A 23,643-nucleotide genomic window follows, 5' to 3' on the forward strand; every position below is an offset into this window, starting at 1 on the left:
GCATTTAAAATCAAACATGTGGTTTATATTATTTGACTAAACCTACCAATTGCATTCTTATTTAAATAGAAACTCTAAATGATAAATCACCTAGCTGGAGAAATTCACATTTTTACCCAATTATGCGTTGGGGTCACGGTTCCGGCATGCAGGTATTTGCTAGTCACAGATATATTTTCATTCAATTGCTTGTAAGCTAAATTCCCATCCACCATAACAGCAAAAGTCGTCACATAATTTCCTGGATTGAGTGAAATCGAAGGCATACTTATTCTCGCAGCATGCTTCCTTTCACCACTGGAAAATACTTCCACTTTCGACATATCTGACGAAATGGATGTTACACGCTCGCCCTGCTCAGTCCATATCGACAGCCCAGCTATAATTTCTGAGAAATCATCATTAAGCGTAAACTGAATATCAAAATAGGCCGGCTCATTCGTATAAAAAACAGTTTCTGGACTACCGTCCTCATTGCACCAACCATGCTGGGCTTCTGCAATACGTTGTCTTTTAAAAAATGGCTTTCCCCAGAAAGCGTTCTCGTTCTTTTCCTCTGCTGTTTGGGCAATGGCGTTTTGATCATTTCCGATACGCATATGATGATCGATAGCATCGTCTACTGAACCCCAAAAAATGAGTTTTCCTTTATCCAAAACTATAGCCGACTGACATATTTTGCGAACCATCCCTAAAGAATGAGAAGCAAAAACAACACCTGCCCCTTCCCTGAGTTCAGCCAATTTTAATTCACACTTTTTTCGAAACGCGTGATCACCAACGGCGAGCACTTCATCAAGCAGCAAAATATCTGGCTTCACACAAGCCGATATCGAGAAACCTAAGCGTAGCCGCATACCCGAACTGTATGATTTCATGGGCGCGTGGATGAATTCACCTAATTCAGAAAATTCGAATATTTCCTCATAAAGTTCATCCATCTGTTTACGCGTTTTTCCCATCAAAGCACCTTTGATGTAGATATTCTCCCGTCCTGACAGATCAAACTTCATTCCCGCGTTTAAATCTATGAGGCTGCCAACTTCTCCATAGAGTTCAACACTCCCCCTATCAGGAACAATCAAGTTAGAAAGAATGCGCAGCAGTGTACTTTTACCCGCTCCATTCATGCCAAGCAAAGCAATTGTTTCTCCACGAAATAGCTTGAAATTTATATCATCAAGCACCCAGAAATCATCGTTTCTTAATTTCGAAGAATTGGCGCTAATACCCAAACCGGTACGTATCAGCTCACCAGCCAGCATACGTCTGGTTCCAGCATAACTACGAGAAAAGCGGCGCCCTAGGCCTTGTACGTCTAATAGTAATTCTTTGCTCATTAGAAGTGTACTCTTATTCTAGGTTCGATGCGATACATAATTGAAGTCATAATCAAATAGAAGACAATCGACCCAAACATGGTCCAGTAGAGAACTGTGGGGTTTTCTAAAAATCCATGCACCAACAAAGATCTCGCCTCATTCACATAGGTGTAAAATGGGTTGAAGATGATCCACTTCTGAATAGTTTCGGTCTTCGGAAGCGGAATAACTACTCCACTAAAGAAAACGAGGTATCGCATTAATATGCCGATGATATTTTCAGTATCACGGGCCAAAGAATTGAGAACAACTCCGATCGCCCCTAACCCAAAACTCAACAGGACACCTGGTATTAAAATAAACAAGAACAATAAGTTTTCTACTTCAAAGGAAATGGAGAAGTAGAAAAACAAGCCAATAATCGCAAATATGCGAATGAATGTCGCCCAAAAATGATTTCCAAATGCCGACAGCACAATCGTGGTCATGCGTACATTTGATCTAGAAAGTAAGGTAGCGTCGCTTCGTACAGCCGTAATGGTTCCCGCAATCGGCCATGTTACCATTAAAAAGATCGTAAGCCCCACTGTCACAAACATAAGATAAGGCATTTCAGTACGCGTTCTTTGGAAAAGAATGCCTATCAAAATATATGCTGAAACAGGAACAAGTGGCATTATGACTGCCCAACCAAACCCCAGAACAGTGTTTGAATAACTCGTCCGAATATTACGCAAACTCGTAACCCAGATTTGCCTTCTATCTTGAAAGACCCCAACCCACATAATCCAAATAGCTGCAAAGAAACCCGTCCTGACACGGTAAGAACTATCTATTCGTTCTAATGGTTTTTTATTTTCTTCTGCTGGACTACCCAATTTTACACTCACTAACAAATACTCAACAAAATCACACACCTACCGTAGACTACTTTGAATAAACAGCCGAGTGAATCACTTTATTCATCCCCACAAATTTAGACATGAAGTATTGCGACTTATTTCCGAGGTTCTTTTTTTCTTGCAAGGTCCCAGAAAACAACACTACCGCGAAATATATACATAATCGCTCGTTGCGGATCTTGCTTAAACATTGTTCCCCATTTCTTCAAACCGGCCACTATACGTCTAAAAGATTCTTTTGGTTTTAGCGACCTTCCGGGTGCTTTTAGCAAATCCCCTGCCCGAATAGTTTCGACCAGTTCCCGCAACTCTTCTATACTTAGATACTCCAGCCACTTTGACTCTACATCCAAATATCCAGCATCTGACTCTAGCATCCTCCACGGCTTATCTCCAACATAATGCAGCACATGAATATTGGACAAATTAAAGTGCAACGGATAGTTTTCTCGGACACGCTTCAAAGTGTTATACTTTGGATGTAATGGTACCCAGTCTGTAATCAACTCATTTAGCATCCCCTGATCGCCGCCATCTGAGCTCGTCACAGTAGAAACCCCTGTCATTACTTTATCACAAAGTGATTTGGACGGAGAAAATACAAATAAGCCACTGTTAAAATTTTTGTCATTTCGCTCCAACCCCCAATCAGGACAAGCTCCAAACCCCTCAACATTGAACACGTCATCTATATAGTTTAAAACTATTGTGTCTGCGTCTATAAAACAGATCTTTTTATAATTTTGAAAGCACTCAAACACTCGCAACTTTGTATATGTATTTTTAAAACGCTCTGAATCCATCCTTCGATTTGGGTTGTTTAGCGGGCTCACCTGAATAGTTCTAATATTTGGGTGAGCGTCGAAGCGCCTAGCCAGTGTAGGAGTAGTATGCATCACATAAAGGGTTTTATCGGAAAACTCAGCAAGCGATCTAGCCAAAGCCCAAGCGCCGAAGTAATAATCACCGTCTACAAAAGTAACATAAGCTTTTTCTGTGTGTTGCAATGACGCATCGATACCTTCAGATAGAGTCAAAACTGTTTTATCTTGCGGCACCTGTGTGGCAGTACGTCCTTCAAAAGTCTTTTTTAAAATATCCGCGCCACTAACCAAAGAAATTCTATTGTAAGGATAGGCGTTAAGCAAACAGTCTAAGAAGCCAAGATCTATATCGAGATTATGATCTTGCTCATAACCAGCTTTAACATCTTTAGATTTCATCGATCGTCTTAGATCATCAGGAATATTATAAGCATAACGCCGGTCCCTACCTTGATAAAGATCAAATCCCACAAGACGTATTTCTTTAAAACCAGCCAATAATGCAAATGCCAGAGCCTGAAACCCTTGGGTAGGTAAAGGTCTCGACATCATGTATCGCGATATAGCTTGATTTGTTGCCAGGACAGTCCAATGGTCAAACATTTTTGGCCAGTTTTGTGGGACATTTAGGCACTTAAGTGGAGACAGAATATTCTCTATATTATAAGTGTTCTCTTCGATCACAGTCTCGAGGTGAGAGATTAAATACTCATCCTGCGCCGAGAAGAAAAATGCATCTACATTACGTCCAAAAATTGGTTTCTCTTCTAGAAAAAACCAATTCATTCTAAAGAAAACGGCATTGTCCTCAAAATCTGTAAAACTCCCCACAGAAGGACCATTCCCAACGATATAACAAGGGTCATCTAAACGATGCTCAAATCGTTTTAAAAGCTCCGCAGCATGATTATAGGGGTTCGTAAAAAGTCTTTGAGATAGGTGAACCATATATTTTCAGGTGCTCTGACGATAATCTACTTCGAGGTGTAAGAAATAATAATTTCACATATCTCTCGGACCGCACCTCTACCACCTTTTGCAACAAGAACGAAATCTGCTTTTTCTTTCACGAGTACATTAGCATCTTGCGGTGATACACTGAGGCCAACAATGTCAAAAACAGGAAGATCATTCAAATCGTTCCCAACATATATGACATTAGCCAAATCAAAACTATATTCCTTTGCCCATCTTTGGATAACCTCAACTTTGTTTTCAATGCCATGTAGACACTCAACTTTAAGCTTCTCACAACGCTTGGCTACAACTTTATTCTTTTCTTTTGAAACAACACCGATAAATACGTCAGTATTATTGCGAAGGCGTTCAATTCCCATTCCATCAGAACGACTTACTGTTACCGCTTCTTTTCCATTTTCATCAATGATAGCGAGATCATCGGTCAATACACCGTCAAAGTCCAATAGAAGCGCTTCTACTTGTTTAGGAAGAAATTTATCTCGGTTAACTTCATTTTCCAATTCTCGGGCAATCTCTTCGCAGAGCTTCAAATCTAATGGCTCATCTATTTCTAGAGAACGCATCGGCTCCATAACATAGTGGGCAACTTTATCGAAAAACCGATGTTCTTTTTCGATAAATTTGGCGACATTCATTGCATAAATTGCACCCGTTTCGAGATAAACATCTTCTCTGTCTTGTCTGCGAGGGCGAAAGTGTTTTTCATGACCTACAGGAAAGACGCCGTCATTCTCACTCGGCTTCCATAAAAATCCATGGAAAGGCGTAACAGACAGCGCACAATCAGCACCTTCACGATCCATTGACGTTAAAATTCCATCGACATCTTTCGTTGCGATAAATGGAGAAGTACACTGAATAAACACAATGCGATCAGGTAGTCCCTCCTTTAATTTAACGACATTAAGCGCGTGCAAAAGAGCGGATTCAGACGAGGCTGTATCAGAAGCATATTCGGCAGGCCGTTTAATTGCTTCTGCTCCGGATCTAACCGCTTCTGCTAAAATACGTGCATCATCAGAGGAGACGTATACTTTATCAACATTTTCAGAAAACAAAGCCGCCTCTATAGATCGCTGCAGTAAAGAACGCCCGTTAATTTTCTTAAGGTTTTTCCCTGGAATACCCTTGGATCCGCCACGTGCAGGAATGATTGCAATACAACTCATAAAAACTCTGTCCTTCTTTCCCTGCGAAAGCAAATGTCTGGCAAATAGGTGAAACATGCTGATTAAGTATTTAGCTTATCACTATGTGCACTACAATAAGTTATGGTATCTTGATTCAACTATCTTTGTCGAGAAACATACGCCTCCGTTCCCCTTCGTCACTTCGATTAGCTCAATGTTTTTGTATTGAGGATAAGACAGCGCTCTCGGATCATTCCCAACACTATTGTAAGGAAAAGATTGGGAATATTTGCGCCCTTTAAACTGTGAAGTGCTTGGTTTAGGTGGTCCAACCTCGATGTTAAAATCCAGCAGCGATTTTGACCTTACCACTATGGCATAGGTCGGTGTTGCGGGCAAACTCAGCGGGAGATTGCCCATTGTGAGCCATGTGAGGACGACACTCATTGTAGTCACACCGCCAGGCCTCAATCTGACAATTTCGTTTGTAATGCCGAGAATATAACCGTCTTAGCTATGCCATCATAGTGACGATGCAAAATCTTATACAAACATTCCGTGATCACTGGTTTCAGTATCAAAAAATAGAATAATATTGCCCTTAAAGTACCGCGATTTCTCTTCCTACTCAAACCTTATTTGAACAAGCGTTTCAAACGCTCTTTCAAAGATTGGCGTTTAAACACATCTTCAAGCTGATCTGCCATCGCCAGTAATACACCCAACTGTGAATATTTCTGCGCGCTACCTAAACGTGCATAATGATTTACTAAACGTGTTTTCATCTGACGGTGGAGATGCAATTTGCTACGAATAGAGTTTGCTTGATCACCAATTGATGTATCTCGTATATGTTGATGTGACAAAGTCTGCTTGCAAACCAAAATCTCTCCGCCAAACAACATCCGCAAATTGAAATCCCAGTCTCCTAATACCGGATAAGTGGGGTCAAACCTGCCGACGTCTTTCCAGGCCCGCACTCGGAATAAAAATGCAATAGGAGGAAATCTATTTCGCACTGCCAACAAAGGAAGCCTCAACTCCCCCGCACTAAACGGTTTGGATCGTTTAGTTTCTCGTATTCTACCGTTCTTGTCTAATTTTTCATATATTTCTAGCCAATCACACACCACGCCGAACGCTGTTTGATCGCTAGATAATAGTTGTACCATTTCAGCCAAGAAATTTTCATTCCAACTGTCATCATCATCGTGCAAGACTGCGAATTCAGCTCCGTACTGATAGGCAAACTCCAACCCGACATTGCCAGCAGCTTCCATACCTACATTGGCTTCTAAGTGTTCAACATGGATATGCATTTTCGTATCAAAGCTAAGCTTTATCTCTTCTACAGAGGATATGTCTCCACCATCATTAACAATGCACCAGATGAAATTTTTGTCCGTTTGTTCTGCGAGACTTAGCGCCGCTCTTCTAAGGAAATGCTCCCTATTACGCGTTCTAGTAACGACTATTGTTGAAATATTTTCGGGAAACATCTGAACGTTCCTAATGACATTTTAATGTGCTAGATTTAGTTTTTTACAGGGCGAACGTCCGATTTACGAGTCAGGAAAAATATTGGGCTCCAACTCATACATCGTAACAACTCCAGACTGTTCAGTTTTTTATCACACTGGACCTTCTTACGCGCTTGCAAGATAAGCATCAGTCCCTTCGCAGCCTCTATAAATGCTAATCGCACGCACTTTGCTCGACCTGTTAGTATACCACCTAAATAGATGAGCAATGTCATCCCTAAATGGGGTATAAGCATTATCCAAAATGCAAAGAACGGCATGTTCTTTACAAAAACCCAAAGTCTATTACGTGTCCCATATCGTACAGCAAAATCTCCCACTTGGTTGGAAAGCGCACTGCCCGCATGGTGAATCATTGCTTGATGTAAGAATACGCATCTTTCTCCCTGCAGACGCAAACGGAATGCAATGTCGACATCTTCGCAATAACAAAAAAAACTCTCATCAAATCCGCCAACACTAAGGAAAGTTTGGCGATGAAAAACCGCACCCGCGCCGCAAGGGCTAAAACACTCACCTGTTTGCGGCATTTCGCTTGCTGGACGTCCATACCCTCCACGCCAAGGAATTCCAAACACATGATAGCAGTCCCCTGCTCCATCCATAATTCCCGGCTCATCAAGACTGTATTGAGCGCTCGCAAACATCTTTGCAAATGGATACGCTTCAATCCCTTCTTTGATTTTTAGCAACCAATCTTCATCTGCAACAGCATCTGGGTTAAGTAAGACCAACCACTCTCCCTTTGCTAATTTCGCAGGTAGGTTATTGCCCTTTGCAAACCCATGATTGGTTTCCTCAGGCATTAAATGCACACGTTCAATACCAGATGTATCAAGACGTTCCATGGAACCATCTGAAGACGCATTGTCTACAACAAAAAGTTCAAAATCTTTATACGATTGCTGTACCAAAGAATTAACAGCCGCTTGCAAGTAATCACCACCATTAAAATTAACAATGACAACTGAAAAAGTTGGAGCTTTATCCACACCGTTCTCTACAACTAATTCTGATAAAGTTTCTTCAGCTTCCAATTCATCTGGAGTCAGATTTCGCTTCACCATGTCACCTACTCCATCTTGCAAATCGATTCCCACGCTTATCCATGATGTTGAATAGACTTGCAATGCTTCCACCTCGCAGCTCATTCTCACTGCTGACAAAAATGAGTAGAACGCAAATCTATCTTTGAGATGAAACCTCAAAGGATACATCTCATGCTTACACTCTATCACTGTCCGCAAACGCGCGCCTCCGGCGTTGTTGGATTGCTCAAAGAACTTCAAGCCCTAGACCAAGTCACCATAAAACAAGTTTGCGTCAAGCAGATGGATGGCACAGGCGCACCAGACCCAAACAATCCCCACCCTGAAGGCAAAGTCCCCCTCCTCATCCATGATGGTGTCGAGATATGGGAGACAGGTGCAATCATGATCTACCTCGCCGATCTCTTTGCGGATGCAGGTCTCAATATTCCTCAAGGACACCGCCTACGCGGAAAATATCTTAGCTGGATCGTCTGGTATTGCAGTGTGATTGAGCCAGTCACCGTGATATCAATGGCCCAGCTCTCTCACCCACTCATCGACTCCACATTCCGAGGCAATGCAGAAATAAACACGCGCCTCGTCGCCACCCTCAGTCAACACGCTTTCTTGCTCGGCGACACATTCACTGCTGCAGACATGCTGCTTAGTGGAATATATGGATGGATGGGCAAACCAGGCATTCCCGAAATTGATGCATGGGTTGATCGCTGCCAAGCACGTCCAGGCCCTCAATATGCTTTGGAATATGATGCAAAACTCATGGCCAATAGCTAGTCTCTAGGTATAGGGAAGCTGCATAAGCTTCCCTTTTATCTGTCAGACGTCTTTAAAGTCGCCTTTGCATTTGGCCCCTGCACTTTGCGCTTAGCCAGAAATCCACGATACCAATTTTGATAGGGTTTCTCGATTATTAAATGAGCCAAAAACGCGCCGCACATCACCACGACCAATACCAGCCCCATGCTCAAATCAGAACTATAAATATTATAGCCCAAACCTTTTTCTACTAAGAAACCAATCACTAAAAATGCCGGAATGTGCAATAAATACAAGACGAAAGACGCATCACCGAATAAACGCATTTCACGGCCTAAACGACGTTCGATACCCAGCGTTCCATATATAAATAGAGCCGCAGGCAGCCCTACCCACACAGCGCGCCAGCTTGCATACCCCGCTTCATAATCAATCATCAGCGCTGCAATTAAACCTATCGCCCCCACAATACTTGCAGGAATGGCACCCGCACTCACGCCAGATAAATAGAGTTTAGCGATGATGACGCCCAAAACTAATTCTGGAACGGCTGGATGAAATAATGTGCTAAGCCCGCCTATATTCCACCCAAGAAGCGAACAAAATACACTCAAGCCTGACCACACACCCAGCACACGCCAAACCGGCCCAAGCGAAGCAGTCTTGCCCTGATAGCAAAGGCAAAACAGAAGATAAAAAGTCATCTCAATGGTGAGCGTCCACGCGATCGAAATTGCATAAGTATCCGATGGCCACAAAAGAAATGACTTCAACAACACCTCAGATGTCGGCAATTTAGAAGCATCCCCTGTCGCGAGGAATAATCCCATACTGAGCGCCAGAAACACCCCCAAAAACAGCCAATATATCGGGTATATTCGGAAGAAGCGTTTTACAAGAAAGTCAGATGCCACCCAGCTCTTACTACGGCTCGCGGAAAGAAAAATCACAAACCCGCTAATTACAAAGAAGATGTCAACGCCAACTGCCCCATAGGCGAACATATCAAAAATGGGTGTCGCATACCCTTCGCTATCAGAGGCCGCGTTTAAGTGAAACCCCGCCACTAAAAGTGCGGCTATGCCTCTCAATATATGGATGATGTAGAACATTCTTTCCCCCGTGTGAGTGTCGTCACATCACACGGAGCAATAATCGCGCCAGAAATCCCGTTGTAAATTCTATCCAAAAAAGGACTACTTTCGGGCCACTATCTCTTCCATAATGACCTGACTGCCGTCTTCACGCATAAGCGTGTAAGATTGGGCTGGCGCATTAAAACCATAGCCTTTTAAAGCCAATTTCCACACCGCAAAATCCTGCTTGCTATTACCCGCATAGTAAAAGCCATCCGGACAATTTTGCACCAAAAACGCCGCTTTATTATCTGATGTGAGATTCAACGCTGATTTATCAGATGCCAATTCTGGTCCTTGTGTGCCCTGCACTCGATCAAAACCGCCAATATAGCCGCCCAGTTCAGCTGCCATTGCATCCACCATCAATTGATCAGAGCCTGATACAAGCCACACCTGCCCGCCCTGCTTTTTATGGTTTTGCATTAAAGCTATGGCTTTGCGTTCTGTGTCTAATTTTGAGCCATCAAAATAATCCCCCACCTGCCGCACAAGCCAGCGTTTCGCGTGAGGTCTATTTGTCAGCATTTTTAATCCGGCGAGCGGCAGCAAATACGGTTTATGCTTGGCACATAATTTAAACAATTCTGCTGTCGTATCCGTAAAAATCAGAGTCCCATCTAAATCCATCGCCAACACAGGCAAATTTGTATTTGGCGTCGTTTCGATCTTTGTCCCTTCTACCGTTTGATTGAGAATAAGTGCATCAGTTAGCTGTTGGGTCATTGCATCTACTTATGTTGAAAACGAATTGATTGGTCATCTATCTTCTTTGCCAAAGATTTCAGCAATTGTTGGGATGTAGAAATAACAGTAGTTGAATTTGAATACCAAACTTCGTTTAGTAAACGAACTTGTGCAGGTAAAAATGTGCGATGATCGCATTTTTCAATACCTATAATAGGCTGAATAGCAAAATGCGGGCTAATCGGAATCACCATTTTTCTATTGTACCTAACGACCCTATCCAATAGAGAAATAGGCCTATCAGGTAAAACAAAACTTCCTTTTCCTTCAATCGACCAAAATCTCACATGATTTTGTTCCATAATGGCTAGTGACTGCTCAGATTGCTCTCCTCTGAAAGATTGAAGCAAATTTGTTTTTTCTTCTATTGAATATTCCAATTCTTGAGTAGTTAACTCCAGTCCTTCAGCTTTAGCATTCTTAAATATGCGCTGATTAACTTCTGCTTCAAATATTGGATCAAACATGAAGTCTTTGGCGTCAGGCCTTCTTTTGACGCTATTATAAATATAAAATTGCCACAGCAATCGTCTTGCACTCTTATCCAATTGAGGCACCATTCCACGTTTCAATGCCTCCAATATCTGTGATGTTAAATTAGCGGCAGAATCGTCCAAAGGCTTGTAAAGTGCTGTTTCTAAAAATGAGTTTCGTTGCCCTTTTTCTTCATATACCGAGTATAAATGGTTCTCAGAATTCACATTGCACGGCTTATCGATAAAAGCCCTAGGTTTTGCAGGAACCCTTCGGTCAACACCAAAAATAAGGGAGTTTTTATCAGACCACCCTTCTTGCATACGTTTTGGAATAAAGTGGTGCTTCCTTGGAGCTTTATGAGTTTGTGTTTTCTCCACTAGTCCTCACATACACGGCTACGCAAGAAAAAGCGGCTTACAACAACGCCAATTGCACCGGATACAAAAAACAAAGCCACGCTCACCCACAATGGAAAGGGATTCACAGAGCTAGTTTCGGCAATGAAAAACAGCAAAATTGGAATACATAAAAACAACAATACAGCGAGAGATTTATTGTAATAAAAGTCGCGTTTAATGCGTCCTTCGCAATGGGGACATGGGAAGCACTCGTCTTTTTTCTTTTTTTTATACAGATCTCTACTGATATTTCCGTCACAAAGCGCACACTTCATACCTGCCCTTCGCTCTCCCTTAATCTCACTAGCTTGGCTTACCGCGTGTTTTGTACCAGCTTTTGCAAAAGCCCGTGAAAGCCGCATCTGGATTATGCGGCATAACAACCTCAAGTCCAACATGGCGATCAGCTTCTGCTTTTTTACCCATCCAAGTGCGCCACTCATCTTCGAGAGAATATACATCCCACCCCGGAGCAGCCTGTTTAGCGGACTCGTAACCATCTGCGCTAATCTTCAATCGCCGTAAATGATCAGCTAAATTACTCGCCATTTCCTGAATATCACCCGATGCACCCGCCCCTGCAGATTGCCGCGCTTTACGTGCATTTGTTCCATTCAAACGTGCCGAATTTGCGGATGTATATGAATCCAGAAATTCTTGACGTGATGACGCATGCAATGTGTCGTTCTCGATAAACACATCATAATCAGGCAAGTGATTATCATTCACCACTTCATGCAATTTACGGCGAAACTCTCTGCGTGTGGCCTGTGATCCAGATTTACGGTGTAATTTATCAACCCCGATAGACCACCCTTCTTGTTGACCACAATGCTTGCGTACAATTTCATATACGCGGCGTTCAATCGGACGCCGTAAACGCCAATAATCACGATGAAGCGTCAGCACTTCATCCGCGCGAATAGCCTCCATTGTCCAATCTGAAATCGTCACTTCCAAACGTTCAGGCCGTAAACCGCCTTTAGGCGTTTGGCGCGTCTTCATTTTTACGCGCTCAAACAAACCAAACCATTCATCGTGCTCAAACCCACCCGTTTTCACATTGGTGCGATAACGTGTGCCTTCCAATCGCTCAATGGAATCAACCAGCGCTTCATAATCCCTGCCCCCTGTTGGGCGGTTTGTATAAGATAAGAAGTGATAAGGGTCGATTACGATAGTTTTAGGTGTCTGCCCTGACCTTTGTTTCTCTCGCATAATATGAGAGATCGCATAAATCAGCAGATCCTTATCATAAATAGTCGGCAAGCCCTTAATGCTTGGACGAAATTCAATCCAGCGACCATCATGTTCAAAACGGCGTGGACTACGATCAGGCTTTTTCGTCAGTGAGTAAAATGGATATTCCAAACTCGCCATATCACTCTTAAGAACAATATCTACCAGCTCACACACGAACAACTCCCCCTGCGGATAGCGTTCGGGCAATAACGGTGAATGCTTAGGGTTGGGGTCCAGCATTTCGCCAAATAATGGTCCCGCATCTTGTGGGTTAATTACGTCACCCGACAAAACCTCTTCATTGAGGCTCTTCTTTTCTACCTCTTTGCGGGGTGATGGGGATTTAGCCATGTGTGCAAATAAACCTTATCAAACAAAAAGAGCGATCAGAATTGAGCAATTCATACAGTGATTCTTAAAAAGCGTGTGTATTCCCTCGGGAATTAGACACGCTCGCTCTGCATTTGTCCAATGAAAAATCCCCCATTTTAGCAGCAATAGCCCCTACAACGCCTTGTTCAGGGGATATTATCGCTATTTGGGTGATTGGCTTCTCCCCTTGCCTGAAAAATACACTTATCCAACATCTTACTCGGGAATCAGACACGCTTGATGAGGGATAACCTTTTGTTTTGGGGAATAGACACGCATGCAGACCATCCAATTCAAGCTTCAAAACCGTGAATTGGCGAACAGACACGGTGTTTTTGGCGATTAGACACGCCCAAAATCTCAAAACTGGCGATTAGACACGCTTTTTTGGCGAACAGACACGTTTTCTCTTGAGATGGGGAATAGACACGCCCCCTTTTCACCACTCAATTGCAATTTTGGCGATTAGACACACATTGAGAAATTGAGCTGTTTGTTAACACTTTCAAATCATTGGAAAAAGTGGCGAACAGACACGTTTGAATGGGGTTTAGACACATATTATTGGGGATTAGACACGGCGTGTCTGATAGCCTGCTTTAGATTCAGTGAGTTACAGCCATTTTTTTCCCTTTAACACTATATCTAACACATATTTAAACACATAGGCGGCTCTCTTAGTCCAAATACCCTCTCAAATTTTAACCAAATTAACAAAATCACAGTAACGTTTTCACCAGCCCTCTCCAAAGAGTCACAATCCTCACAAATTAAACGATGTGTCTGATTCCCGACTCTCCACTCAAATCTAACTTTCCTTTTTCAGATCCCTGAAAGCTGAAAAACCAACGATAAAGACGCATATACACGTCAGCCAGCAAGCACCTACCTTTCAGCGTGGGTGATTCCCCGAACTAATCCAACAGCAGAAACCTGCCAGTTTCACACCTCCTCACATCCAGTCACAAACCTTAAGCCCACCTCAAACCCCTCTTCTTTTTCCATAATCGATATTTTACGCAGTAAACGCCGTTATATTTTGCCTATAAGGAAGGGTCGTTTTTAAAGGCGCTGTGAGCCCCGCATAGAAGCGTTTCGCTTTTGAGGCTCTCGGACAGGAAAGAGCCTCAAAACGGCTCTCAGACCTCACAAAAACGATTTTTACCTAAAGGAAATGGCACTCTCTTATCCGCCCAAAATATCGATAGCGAATTGGCGCCCGTCTTGAACAAATTAAACAAGCTAAGACTACAAAAGTTGGCGATTAGACACGCCCTATTTCCCGTAGACGAAATTAGTCTCGGGAAATAGGATTTCTTGAAAAATATAAGGTTTTAAGACCCTATCTTACATATCTTGTCCGACCTTCAGCGTGTAAACGCGCATTGATCGCACCAAAAACATAAGTGGTCACATCCACATGGTTTTCTAGCGCCACAAGTTTGAGATAATGGCGAGAATTTTCACTGATGCGGAAGTTTAACTGCACCTGTTTTCCTTTGCCCTTTATCCCTGCCCGCGCATTATCATGCTCTTCGATAAAGCCTTTGATACGCCGCTGATATTCACCAAACGGAGCTGCTTTTTCTTCGCCCAATTCCTGCGCAATCCCATCCCTTGCCTCTGCAAGGCTTTGATATTCGCGCTGATCTGGGTTTTTTACGTCATAAGCAGCCTTTAAATCTTCAGGAGATACTGCTGGCCCCATATTTGTGTGCTGCTCTTCACGCTCAGACGCTTCACGCGCCGCATTTTGAGCCGCAATATTTGCTTTTAATTTCAAGGTTTCAGCAGGATCTGCCTGTGAAGTACGAATGGTTTGGTTCAAATCTTTTAGGAAACTCATGCTGCCGCTTCTCCCTTCGGTTTCACGGTGCCACGTTTCGTTGATTGAGCTAATCGCTCTTCAGTCCAAGCCCATAAATCACGGATTTCTTTAGCCGCTTGTGTACGTGGATGCATTATAATGGGTGATGATCCAGCTGCTGCTGCTTCCATAAATTGTGTGCGGTCATGAATAACCACTGGCGCAACAGGATAAGAACATTTCACCTCAACAAATTGGCGCGCATCATCGGCCAAATCTTTCATGTCTTTTGGCACACGATTTATAATTACTGCCCCTGGCGTATTTACAGTCGCTGCAATCGCAATCGTCGCTTCAATAGCCTCTAAATCATAGGCTTGAGGCTGCGTTGGGATCAAAACAAGGTCAACTTCATTGGCGATTAGAAAACTTTCTTGGCCAATATTGGGCGGCATATCAAAAATAATGAGATCCCTTCCCTCATTTTTTGCAGCTCTTAATAGCTGAGGCAGACGATTTACAGTCACTGCAATCGTTGCAGGCTCACCATCTGTGCCAGAAAGTGTGCGCTTATCGAACTGATTTAGGCTGGTGAGCTGCGGGTCAAGATCGAAAATTGCAACCTTCCGCCCCTTTTCATGCGCAGCAAATGCCAGATTTTGGGCGATTGTTGTCTTACCAGCTCCCCCTTTTTGACTGGCTATAGCAATTAATTGCACGCGCTTATCCTCTCAAAGCTTCTAGATTGCCCTGAAACTAGGAAAAATAGGTTTCTATAAAACTAACAAGCCTTACATGCAGATCTCTATATGTATTGCAGGTTAGATGTCTTGGTATATGCACATCTATATGTGTAGGTGTATATACAGCTATACGTCCATACATACATACCTCTATATCTATAGAGTGTTAGCCATATAGATGTATGGCAAGCTAGAATCCTATAAATAAAGGCTTTGATTTATTTGGTATGCTTAACCGAGCCTTAAACACAAAGGCGCACATTGGGGGCAGTAATTTAAGAGTGCAGAAAGTTTGCCGTCGATGTCTGTTGATGAAACATCACACAACATAGCTGATTTGGAAGCAGAGCAGGGACCTGTTGAGCCACCTGAGCACGGTCTACCAGGCCATATGGTGAAGGTGATCATCATTGGTCTTGTACTTGTGTGCATGCTGTTGTCTGGCTTTGGAAATATCGCGACTTGGACCAATGGGGTAGAGGGCGTTGATTACGCGATCGCTTTTGGAACAGGTATCATCTCCGAAGTGATAGGCGCGGTGCTGCTTGTCGTTATTATATGGTGTATGGCGCGGCCTAGTTTTCAGCGTTTGCTGATGGCCATTTTGTTTTTGCCTGTATGGTCTATGGCGACTTTCCAAAATGCGAGCGCGAGCTGGTCTTATTATGTGGAAGCATCCAATTCAGATGAAATAGCTGCTGCACAGAAGAGGGCGCTTGAAACGCGCCAAGCTCTCAAAACGCAAGCTAATCTTGCACAAGAGCGTATTGAAGAGATCAAAAGTGAATTGTCTTTCATTGGTATGACGCGCACACCAGAAGAGATCCGCGCCGAACGCGACCGTTTGCCAGATAATTATGTAACCAAGCGCGCTGAACTCACTGCAGAGCTAAACAAGGCAGAGCGTCGTATCTCACTTGATACTGAGCTGTCAGATCAACGTGCTATGTTGTCCAAGACAGCTGGAGCAGGGGTAGTTGCTAATGTAACAGATGCAGGCGTGTCTGAATCCCAAACTAATTTGGGTGCGCCGGCATCAGATATGCCGGCGAGCGCTGCTGATATTCATGACATCTGGAGCTTTCTGGGCTTTGTGCAAACCAATCGCCTTGGAAGCCTCGTATTGGTTATGGAGATCATGAAGTCCTTTGGCTTATTGCTTGTAAACGTCGTGTTTGCAGGAGAGGGGCGTAAACGTCGTCCAAAGGCGGATCAAACTGCGCAGCGTTCAAATACAAAGCGTGCGCCAGCACAAAATCGCGTTGCGCAAACGCCTGTCGCTGTTGCACCAACTGCGAAAGTTATTCCGATGCTTGCAGTGCCAGCAACAGCAGCAGTTGCGACACCTGCGCCAGCACCAAGACAAGAGGCTGTCCCAAAACGTTCGACAAACCAAAGTGCTAAATCAAACATTCGCTTTGCAGATGAAGAAGATAGCCAAAAGTCAGACACGCAGGAAGAATCTGTCAAAACGGGTACAGAAGGCGGCATCGGTATCAGCTCGAAGTTTGTGTAATTCAGTTGAAATTGAATAAAAGTGGCTGAAAGAGTAGGGTTTCCCCACCTTTTACAGGGGCTGCTTTCAGGAATACTATTTCCCACATATTCAAGTGGGAAGTGATTATGAATTTACGTGATTTAGCTGTTTTTACACTCGTTTTTTCTGTGTTTGGTCTAACAACACCCGCTTTTGCTCAAGATAAAATGAGCAAAAAGCAAATGGAGAAAATGATAGCTAATTGCTTAGAAGCTGATGACTTAACTCCATGTGAAACATATGTAGAGCGCAGATTGGGAACGCTAGATTCTCAAGTTGCCCAGATAATGATGATTTCACTTAAATTAGGGCAATCTTGCTACAAAGATGACGCAGATGCGTGCGTAAATGCTGGACTGATCAACACTAAATTGAACGGCAAGAAGCAAGGCAATATATTCTATAAACGCGCATGTGATCTTGGCAATGAAGAGGGCTGTAAAGCGCTCAAATAGACGAAAACATCACACGCCGTAAATACGCATCAAACATCGGCACGGTAAAATCAATATCGCCGTGCGCTTGGCTGTAAATCATACCCTTAGCAATAATTTTGGCGCGGCGAGGCCCCAGCTTTTGCATGGGTTCACCTAATTTCTCGGCCACATCAGAAGAGCGATAGGGCCCGCTGCCAAGACTAGCCATTGCAGCCACATATTCACGTTCCATTGGTGTTAAACGGTCCAAGCGGACTTTGAAAAAACCATCATCCAACCGTTGTTGCGCGGCCAAAGATGCAGCTTTCACATCTTCAATATCAATAGGGGAGTTGTCTGCGATATTCCACGCTTGATAGCCCCATTCTTGAAGAAAAAACGGATAGTTTTGCGTTTGGTCTAATATCAAATCTAACGCATCGGGCGTGATACTTTCGCCTTCTTCGCGGATAGGCTTGGCGATTGCACCGCGTGCTGCCACAGGATCCAATGGACCAAGAGGGGGAAAGTCAAATAGGCGTTCAGCGTAGGATTTAGCATCTCCAGAAAGTGCAGCCACTTGAGGCAATCCGGCACCAAAGAAAATCACAGGCAATTGCTTTTGATTGACCCGATGAATTGCCACAATCAGCGCTGAATATTCTTCAGGATCAAGGTATTGCACCTCATCAATTAATAAACACCAGCCACGACTCGCAGCTTCGGCTGCTTGCCCAAGACTTAGGAAAAGGTCAGTCAGGTCAAATTCCAGATTACCGCTATCAGCACTACCTTTTTCAGGGTCAACTGAAAGGCTCATATTGCCAAGTTTCACTTTAAATACAGATGCAAAACTGCGTAATACTCGACTTGTTTGGTATGCTGCTTCTTTTGCACTCTCAATCATTGAAAGTTTGCGCAAAGCTTGAAACACACGTGGATATAACAGATCTGCTAGCCGTTTATTTTCAGGCGCTTCTATAAACGACGTTACATAATCATGTTCTTGCGCCATCTGTTCTAATCGGTTGAGGAGTACAGTTTTACCTGTTCCGCGCAGTCCCAACATGATTTGAGATTTGTCATGACGACCCATCAAAATGCGTTGCAATGCAATGTCTGCAGCATTGATAATGGGATCGCGTCCCACAAGCGCGGGCGGGGGAGACCCTGCACCGGGTGCAAAAGGATTGCGAACTGGGTCCATAACACGCTCCTGCGATATAGGCGTCAACATATCCGTCTACAGAGCATGTTTCCCAAATCTTCGCTAGCTGATTAGCTAGCAAAATTGGGTGCTCTATATCAAATTTACCTAAGTATATCTCAATCGTGTTATATATGTATCAATTTTGGTATAGTTATAGGTGCCATACAAAATTTGGTTGTCATTTTATAACGTTATGGAGCAGAAAACAGATGTAATTGCTCGCAGGTTTACCTCTTGAAGAGTGAGAGCAAAAATGTGGGTTGTGCATTCGCGATGGATAAAGACTGAACTGCAAGTTTTTCTTTGATTTGCAATGCTTCAAAACGATGCGCCAGTTTGCCTAGATCAGCGTCCACAAGGTTACCAAGGTTGGTCGTTAGCTGGTCTTGGATTTTCATTTCCATAGTATTTGAAATGGAAATGGCGTTATGGCGTGTTGCGTAATATTGGGATTGGCGTATGACGCGCGCTTGAGCAGCATCAACAAGCTTCAATGTTTGAGCAGCGTCTGTAAAATTATTTAGGGTGGCATCTTTTAAGGATAAACCCGCTAGACCGCTTGTACGGGTGTTCTTTTCGCGAATGGGAATTGAACCACCTGTAATGCTATCGAGGACCTCAACTTTCGTAACCGTTTCCCAGCTAACATCAACATCATCTTCAACTACCATAGAATTGGATACACTGGCCAAAGTTTTAGAGCTAGCATGTGTCGTGAAATTTGTACCATCCCAATTCATCATAACCGATTGTACAGAATCGGTAGTTTCTCCAGCGCCGCCCGGATCAATAGTGACGTTGGTACGCGCAATAACCGCAACCTCGAAAATGCTGCCAGGTATGGCGGGGAGGTCGCGATTTAGGGCGTGAGAGACGCTGTCACCGACAAGACCTGTTGAGCTGTAACTGTCTAATATTTGTTCATTCCAATTTGTCCCGTCAAACCAACGCATAACGTGTTCAGTTTCTGCTTCAAAGGGTGTACCCGCAGTGCCAATTGGAGAAATATTTAGATCAGCTTTGAAGCGGCTTCCTGTAGAGCCAAGTGTATTTATGAAGGATGTATTGTGCGTATTAAATGAAATATTGCTGCTCGTGAGAGAAGCTGTGGCACTAGTTACAGTGCCGGGGTGTGTGCTGGCTTCACCATTATGTTCTGTTGTGAGATCAAGGCGTAAGCGTGCATGTTCAAAATCACGATTCGCAGCCGCTGGTTCTGGAACTGTGAGAGAGAAGGGGAGGTCTATATCGCCCGTCACAACGCTCCTTGGTGAATTTAAGCTTCCTGTATTTGCGATGGATGTCCAATTCCCAGTAGACTCATCAAGCACGTCATAATGAACAATATAGTCAAAACCTGCTTCCGTGACGCCTGGGTAATCATCCGGGATGGTAATATTGCTCGATATGACGCCATTTTTTTCTGTTGGAAAATTGGAGGTAGACGCGCTTAAAGATAACGCTCCAAATCCGTTCACACGTCCTATCTGTGTGGATGTCCAGTCTTTTTCTCCCCAATGTGCCAGTAAAATAGCCGACCCTTCTTGAGAATTATCTGAACTTGGCGCTCCATTGGCTGTAACATTTTCAATGTCATCACCATCTGGCCAAGGATACACGCCTTGATATTCCGCGTATATTTCAACTGCGCGGGCGTTCAATGGAATGTCTGGCACGACGCCAGACGCACTCGCTACGTAAGCAGGGTCAAGAGGACCTGGGCCAATTATTGTTTCAGGGGAGGTCGGAATTGAACTCACTAAAGGTGTTCCACCTGCGCCCAGTTCTAAATCTGTCCAAGTATTTCCTACCATATATCGCATACGATAGGTTACATCGCCTTCAATGCGCTCACTTTGTAAGCCGCTACCTTTAAAAGCTAGGTTTAGCTCTATGGTTTCACCTGGGATAGGTTCTCCAATAGTGCGACTGTCAGGCCCCATATGCACAGGTGCTAAACCCGAAGGTAGATGGCGTGTTCCAATGTTAAGGAAATTTGATTCATTGCTATCAAGAAGGTTGATACCATCAAAGCTGGCCATGCCTACAATGTCATCAATATATTGCTTCAGCTTTTCAAATTCGTTGGCGTAGGCCTGTCTTTGAGAAGAGGTGAGGGATATATCCGATGCAGCGAGTGCCAGCTCTTTCATTTCTATTAAAATATCTGATACCGCTTCACTACCTGCGATGGTGGTGTCTAAAATACTAAGTGAGCGGTCTCTGGCTTGGTCTAATGTGTTGAGACTTTGAATATCGGCCCTTATATCTTGGGCAATAGCATATATCGCGCCATTATCTTTAGCAGATGAAATTGCTAAACCTGACGAGATTATCTTTTGTGTTTCTAGTAATTCTTTGTGGGTGGCGTTAAATGTCTGCAAAGCGACCGCTTGGCCAGTATTTGTGTTTATAGAAAACGTCATGATGACTACCCTTTTTACGGGGTAGACATCATGGTCCTCAAAACAGACAAACTTTCTCACGCTTGGACATGCTAAAGTTACGTCCCCCCAAGGAAAGAATAGATCAGCTAACCTAGCTATTGTACTGGGGGTGAACCCTTAAGAAATTCTAATTAAGGGTTAATACCTGTCTCGCGTAGTTGGCGGCGTAGTTGTACAATTTCATTCAATTGGGTGGCTTCTAATTTTTCCATCACGTTTTTACGATGAAATTCAATCGTTTTGACAGACAATTCCAATTCACGGGCGATGTGTTTGTTGCCCATACCATCGCTAAGAAGAAAAAATACTTCACGTTCTCTATTCGTTAAACGCTCAATCTTTACTTCCAGTATTTGTCTGTGTTCATGCAGCTGGAAGCGGGCTTCTGATTCCAGATATGCTGCTGCCAAACGATTTAAGAGGTGGGCGTTGTCTATTGGCTTCTCAATAAAATCAAACGCACCATCCTTTAGAGCGTTAACCGCCATGGGGATGTCCCCAAATCCGGTGATAAAAATCATGGGTGGCAAATAGGGGCGTGTACGTAGAGTTTCTAGCAGGCTTAGTCCCAACGCATCTTTCAAATGAACGTCAACAATTAAAGCACAAGGGGCAGTAAAATTAACGTGCTTTAAGAAGGTTTCCAGATTCAAGAAGCCATTGACGGCATAGCCAGCGTTCGTAACAACCCACTCAATAGCCTCAAGCGATGATGTGTCATCATCAATGACATAGATTTGTTTAACACTAATTGTCATGATATCTCTATTGGGATGAAGAGGGATGCAACAGTGTGCGTTCCATTGCGACGTTTTATTTCAAGATGACCGTTATGGGTCTCTAATATCGAACGTACAATGGCGAGACCCAATCCCATACCTTCTTGTTTTTCTGTCACTAAAATCGCTTTGGCCGTATCAAATGGCGCTATTTTATCAAGCTTTCCATTATCTATGACATTCACTCTCAGCATGTCGCAGTTTGTTTCCATAAAGACATCCACATGACCTTTGTGGTGAGATGTTGCTTGCGCAGCATTGCGCACCAAATTGAAAATGCACTGCTGAAGCTGGTTTTTGTCACCGTGAATTTGCACAAAATTTTCAGGATAATGTATTTTCAAGCTTGTCCCATGCCTATTGGCTTCAAGGGTGAGCAATTCCTTGATTTCGTGACATAAAAGCTCACTGGAAAATAACTCATGAGAGCCTTTTCCGCGTTTAACAAAGCTTCGAATACGCTCTGTTTCGTGCATGATACGGTTTAGTTGATCGAGTGCCTTACCTAAAGGGGGCTCAAGGGTATCTACTTCTACTCCGGTGCTCGCTAATCTTTTGCACTCGGTAATATACATATTAGCTGCGCTGACAGGCGTTGCGATTTCATGAGCTAGCGAAGCTCCCAATTCTCCAATTGAGGTGAGGCGGTCCATAGCCGCAAATTGTGTAAGCTGCTCTCTACGTTCTTGTTCTTTAGAAAAATTTGAAGTGGCATAAGCGCCTATGGCTAGCGCAATCAGGGCTTCTAAAATGACCAAGAATTGTATATCTGTGCGAATTTCTAGAGACGTTGGATATAATACGAGCAGCACGCTTGCGGACATGCAGAGTATAAAAATCATCGCCGTGCTAGCTGTTATTCCATATCGAAAGCTAATCCAGATAAGAGGAATAGACATTGGATAGGCACTTATTATCGGTGACCATAATAGCGTAAGGTAACTAATGCTCGCGCCAACGAGGATGGCAAAAGCCACCTCCAACCAAAATTCTTTCTTTCGGAATAAACGCTTTTCAAGAGCTAATTGGTTTTCAAAGAATGCATGCTTACCTGAGGCCCGTATGCGTACAGGATTAAATATTAGCAAAAGGAGGGGGGCGAACATTAAGATGCCGATCGCATCCCCGATGCCAAATGTAATGTAAGCTTTCAAGGCATGAGAGATAGGAACACTGCCACTTAAAACGGGCACGGCCATTGATATCGACCCCGCCAAAAAGGGAGCAGAAATTCCACAAAAACCCAACCAGAGAAGGGCTTTTAAGCTCACAAGAGGGAAGGTGATATACCCTTTGTCTTTGAGAAATTTTATAAACAAACCATATATGATGGGGGGTGCACTTATCCCAATGATATAGCTGCTCCAATGTGGCAGTAAGTCGGTTCCGCTACCGATTAAGTATTGAGCTGTAACCTCACATACTGCTGCGGCAATCGCAAAACGTGGCCCCAAAATAACAATTAAAAAGAAGCGTAACCCTGCAGGTGGGTAACATAAGCTAAAGGCGGATAATCCATGTAAATATCCTGCCACTTCAAATAGAACAGCATATGCGAAGGTATAGCAGATACAAATTGCAAGAAGCAACAAAGGGTCAGGCAGTGGTCCTATATATTTTAGAAACGACTTGCGTTGTGATAAGACCTCTGTGCCCTGAACGGCGTATTTGCGCTTGTTTTGCACAGATTTACAATGTCCCCAACACTGATTTATTCCCGTATAAATTGTTAAGGGCAAACTTTAAATATATCAATGCTCTTTATGCTGAGCACGGAATTTCGTTGCGAGCCATTATCTGTTTCTGGACTCAATAGCTCATCCA

General features: G+C 43.5%; 19 protein-coding genes and 1 pseudogene. 3 read left to right on the forward strand and 17 right to left on the reverse strand.

Annotated elements, in window-relative coordinates; genetic code table 11:
• Positions 1 to 104 precede the first annotated feature (104 nt).
• The 7 genes and pseudogenes from ACFQS8_RS15200 to ACFQS8_RS15230 form a co-directional block, all read right to left on the reverse strand.
• Positions 105 to 1,265: an ABC transporter ATP-binding protein gene (locus ACFQS8_RS15200; protein WP_382168945.1), complete on the reverse strand. Its 1,161-nt coding sequence runs from the start codon at positions 1,263 to 1,265 to the stop codon at positions 105 to 107.
• Positions 1,266 to 1,339: 74 nt separating this feature from the next.
• Positions 1,340 to 2,200, reverse strand: coding sequence for an ABC transporter permease (locus tag ACFQS8_RS15205; RefSeq protein ID WP_382168947.1), 861 nt, complete (start codon positions 2,198 to 2,200; stop codon positions 1,340 to 1,342).
• Between the two features lie 119 nt (positions 2,201 to 2,319).
• On the reverse strand, positions 2,320 to 3,996 hold the full coding sequence (locus tag ACFQS8_RS15210) for an alpha-2,3-sialyltransferase (RefSeq protein ID WP_382168949.1): 1,677 nt from the start codon (positions 3,994 to 3,996) through the stop codon (positions 2,320 to 2,322).
• Between the two features lie 26 nt (positions 3,997 to 4,022).
• Positions 4,023 to 5,255 carry a cytidylyltransferase domain-containing protein gene (locus tag ACFQS8_RS15215; protein WP_382168952.1) on the reverse strand — a complete coding sequence of 411 codons (1,233 nt, stop codon included), beginning with the start codon at positions 5,253 to 5,255 and terminating at the stop codon, positions 4,023 to 4,025.
• A gap of 244 nt (positions 5,256 to 5,499) precedes the next feature.
• Positions 5,500 to 5,634, reverse strand: a pseudogene (locus ACFQS8_RS15220) (hypothetical protein); the annotation flags it as partial.
• Positions 5,635 to 5,794: 160 nt separating this feature from the next.
• A complete protein-coding gene (locus ACFQS8_RS15225; protein WP_382168953.1) occupies positions 5,795 to 6,658 on the reverse strand; it encodes a glycosyltransferase in 864 nt (287 codons plus the stop codon).
• A 35-nt stretch (positions 6,659 to 6,693) separates the two neighbouring features.
• On the reverse strand, positions 6,694 to 7,767 hold the full coding sequence (locus ACFQS8_RS15230; RefSeq protein ID WP_382168956.1) for a glycosyltransferase family 2 protein: 1,074 nt from the start codon (positions 7,765 to 7,767) through the stop codon (positions 6,694 to 6,696).
• A gap of 153 nt (positions 7,768 to 7,920) precedes the next feature.
• Here ACFQS8_RS15230 and ACFQS8_RS15235 point away from each other — a divergent pair, with 153 nt between their 5' ends.
• Positions 7,921 to 8,526: a glutathione S-transferase family protein gene (locus ACFQS8_RS15235; RefSeq protein ID WP_382168958.1), complete on the forward strand. Its 606-nt coding sequence runs from the start codon at positions 7,921 to 7,923 to the stop codon at positions 8,524 to 8,526.
• Positions 8,527 to 8,561: 35 nt separating this feature from the next.
• Here ACFQS8_RS15235 and ACFQS8_RS15240 read toward each other — a convergent pair whose 3' ends face one another.
• From ACFQS8_RS15240 to ACFQS8_RS15265, 6 genes are all read right to left on the reverse strand, one after another.
• Positions 8,562 to 9,620 carry an acyltransferase family protein gene (locus tag ACFQS8_RS15240; protein WP_382168961.1) on the reverse strand — a complete coding sequence of 353 codons (1,059 nt, stop codon included), beginning with the start codon at positions 9,618 to 9,620 and terminating at the stop codon, positions 8,562 to 8,564.
• An 84-nt stretch (positions 9,621 to 9,704) separates the two neighbouring features.
• A complete protein-coding gene (locus tag ACFQS8_RS15245; RefSeq protein WP_382168962.1) occupies positions 9,705 to 10,370 on the reverse strand; it encodes a haloacid dehalogenase-like hydrolase in 666 nt (221 codons plus the stop codon).
• A gap of 5 nt (positions 10,371 to 10,375) precedes the next feature.
• Positions 10,376 to 11,245 carry a DUF4238 domain-containing protein gene (locus tag ACFQS8_RS15250; RefSeq protein ID WP_382168965.1) on the reverse strand — a complete coding sequence of 290 codons (870 nt, stop codon included), beginning with the start codon at positions 11,243 to 11,245 and terminating at the stop codon, positions 10,376 to 10,378.
• 324 nt (positions 11,246 to 11,569) lie between these two features.
• Entirely contained in the window at positions 11,570 to 12,859 is a 1,290-nt protein-coding gene (locus ACFQS8_RS15255) for a replication initiator protein A (protein WP_382168967.1), read from the reverse strand.
• A 1,363-nt stretch (positions 12,860 to 14,222) separates the two neighbouring features.
• The gene (locus tag ACFQS8_RS15260; RefSeq protein ID WP_382168970.1) at positions 14,223 to 14,726 is read right to left on the reverse strand and encodes a hypothetical protein; all 504 of its coding nucleotides are present in this window, start codon (positions 14,724 to 14,726) and stop codon (positions 14,223 to 14,225) included.
• The gene (locus ACFQS8_RS15265) at positions 14,723 to 15,406 is read right to left on the reverse strand and encodes a nucleotide-binding protein (protein WP_382168973.1); all 684 of its coding nucleotides are present in this window, start codon (positions 15,404 to 15,406) and stop codon (positions 14,723 to 14,725) included. Before ACFQS8_RS15265 ends, ACFQS8_RS15260 begins: the two co-directional genes overlap by 4 nt.
• 325 nt (positions 15,407 to 15,731) lie before the next feature.
• Between ACFQS8_RS15265 and ACFQS8_RS15270 the strand changes: the two genes are divergently transcribed.
• A complete protein-coding gene (locus ACFQS8_RS15270) occupies positions 15,732 to 16,946 on the forward strand; it encodes a hypothetical protein (RefSeq protein WP_382168976.1) in 1,215 nt (404 codons plus the stop codon).
• A 107-nt stretch (positions 16,947 to 17,053) separates the two neighbouring features.
• The gene (locus ACFQS8_RS15275) at positions 17,054 to 17,422 is read left to right on the forward strand and encodes a hypothetical protein (protein WP_382168979.1); all 369 of its coding nucleotides are present in this window, start codon (positions 17,054 to 17,056) and stop codon (positions 17,420 to 17,422) included.
• Here ACFQS8_RS15275 and ACFQS8_RS15280 read toward each other — a convergent pair.
• The 4 genes from ACFQS8_RS15280 to ACFQS8_RS15295 form a co-directional block, all read right to left on the reverse strand.
• Positions 17,415 to 18,590, reverse strand: coding sequence for an ATP-binding protein (locus tag ACFQS8_RS15280; RefSeq protein WP_382168982.1), 1,176 nt, complete (start codon positions 18,588 to 18,590; stop codon positions 17,415 to 17,417). The two genes, ACFQS8_RS15275 and ACFQS8_RS15280, sit on opposite strands and share 8 nt — an antisense overlap.
• A 230-nt stretch (positions 18,591 to 18,820) precedes the next feature.
• Positions 18,821 to 21,019 carry a flagellin N-terminal helical domain-containing protein gene (locus ACFQS8_RS15285; RefSeq protein WP_382168984.1) on the reverse strand — a complete coding sequence of 733 codons (2,199 nt, stop codon included), beginning with the start codon at positions 21,017 to 21,019 and terminating at the stop codon, positions 18,821 to 18,823.
• A gap of 152 nt (positions 21,020 to 21,171) precedes the next feature.
• Positions 21,172 to 21,798 carry a response regulator transcription factor gene (locus ACFQS8_RS15290; protein ID WP_382168987.1) on the reverse strand — a complete coding sequence of 209 codons (627 nt, stop codon included), beginning with the start codon at positions 21,796 to 21,798 and terminating at the stop codon, positions 21,172 to 21,174.
• Complete coding sequence (locus ACFQS8_RS15295; protein WP_382168990.1) at positions 21,795 to 23,504, reverse strand: ATP-binding protein; 1,710 nt, start codon at positions 23,502 to 23,504, stop codon at positions 21,795 to 21,797. Before ACFQS8_RS15295 ends, ACFQS8_RS15290 begins: the two co-directional genes overlap by 4 nt.
• Between the last annotated feature and the right edge of the window lie 139 nt (positions 23,505 to 23,643).

Source organism: Hirschia litorea, from assembly GCF_042665075.1.
Lineage (GTDB): Bacteria > Pseudomonadota > Alphaproteobacteria > Caulobacterales > Hyphomonadaceae > Hirschia > Hirschia litorea.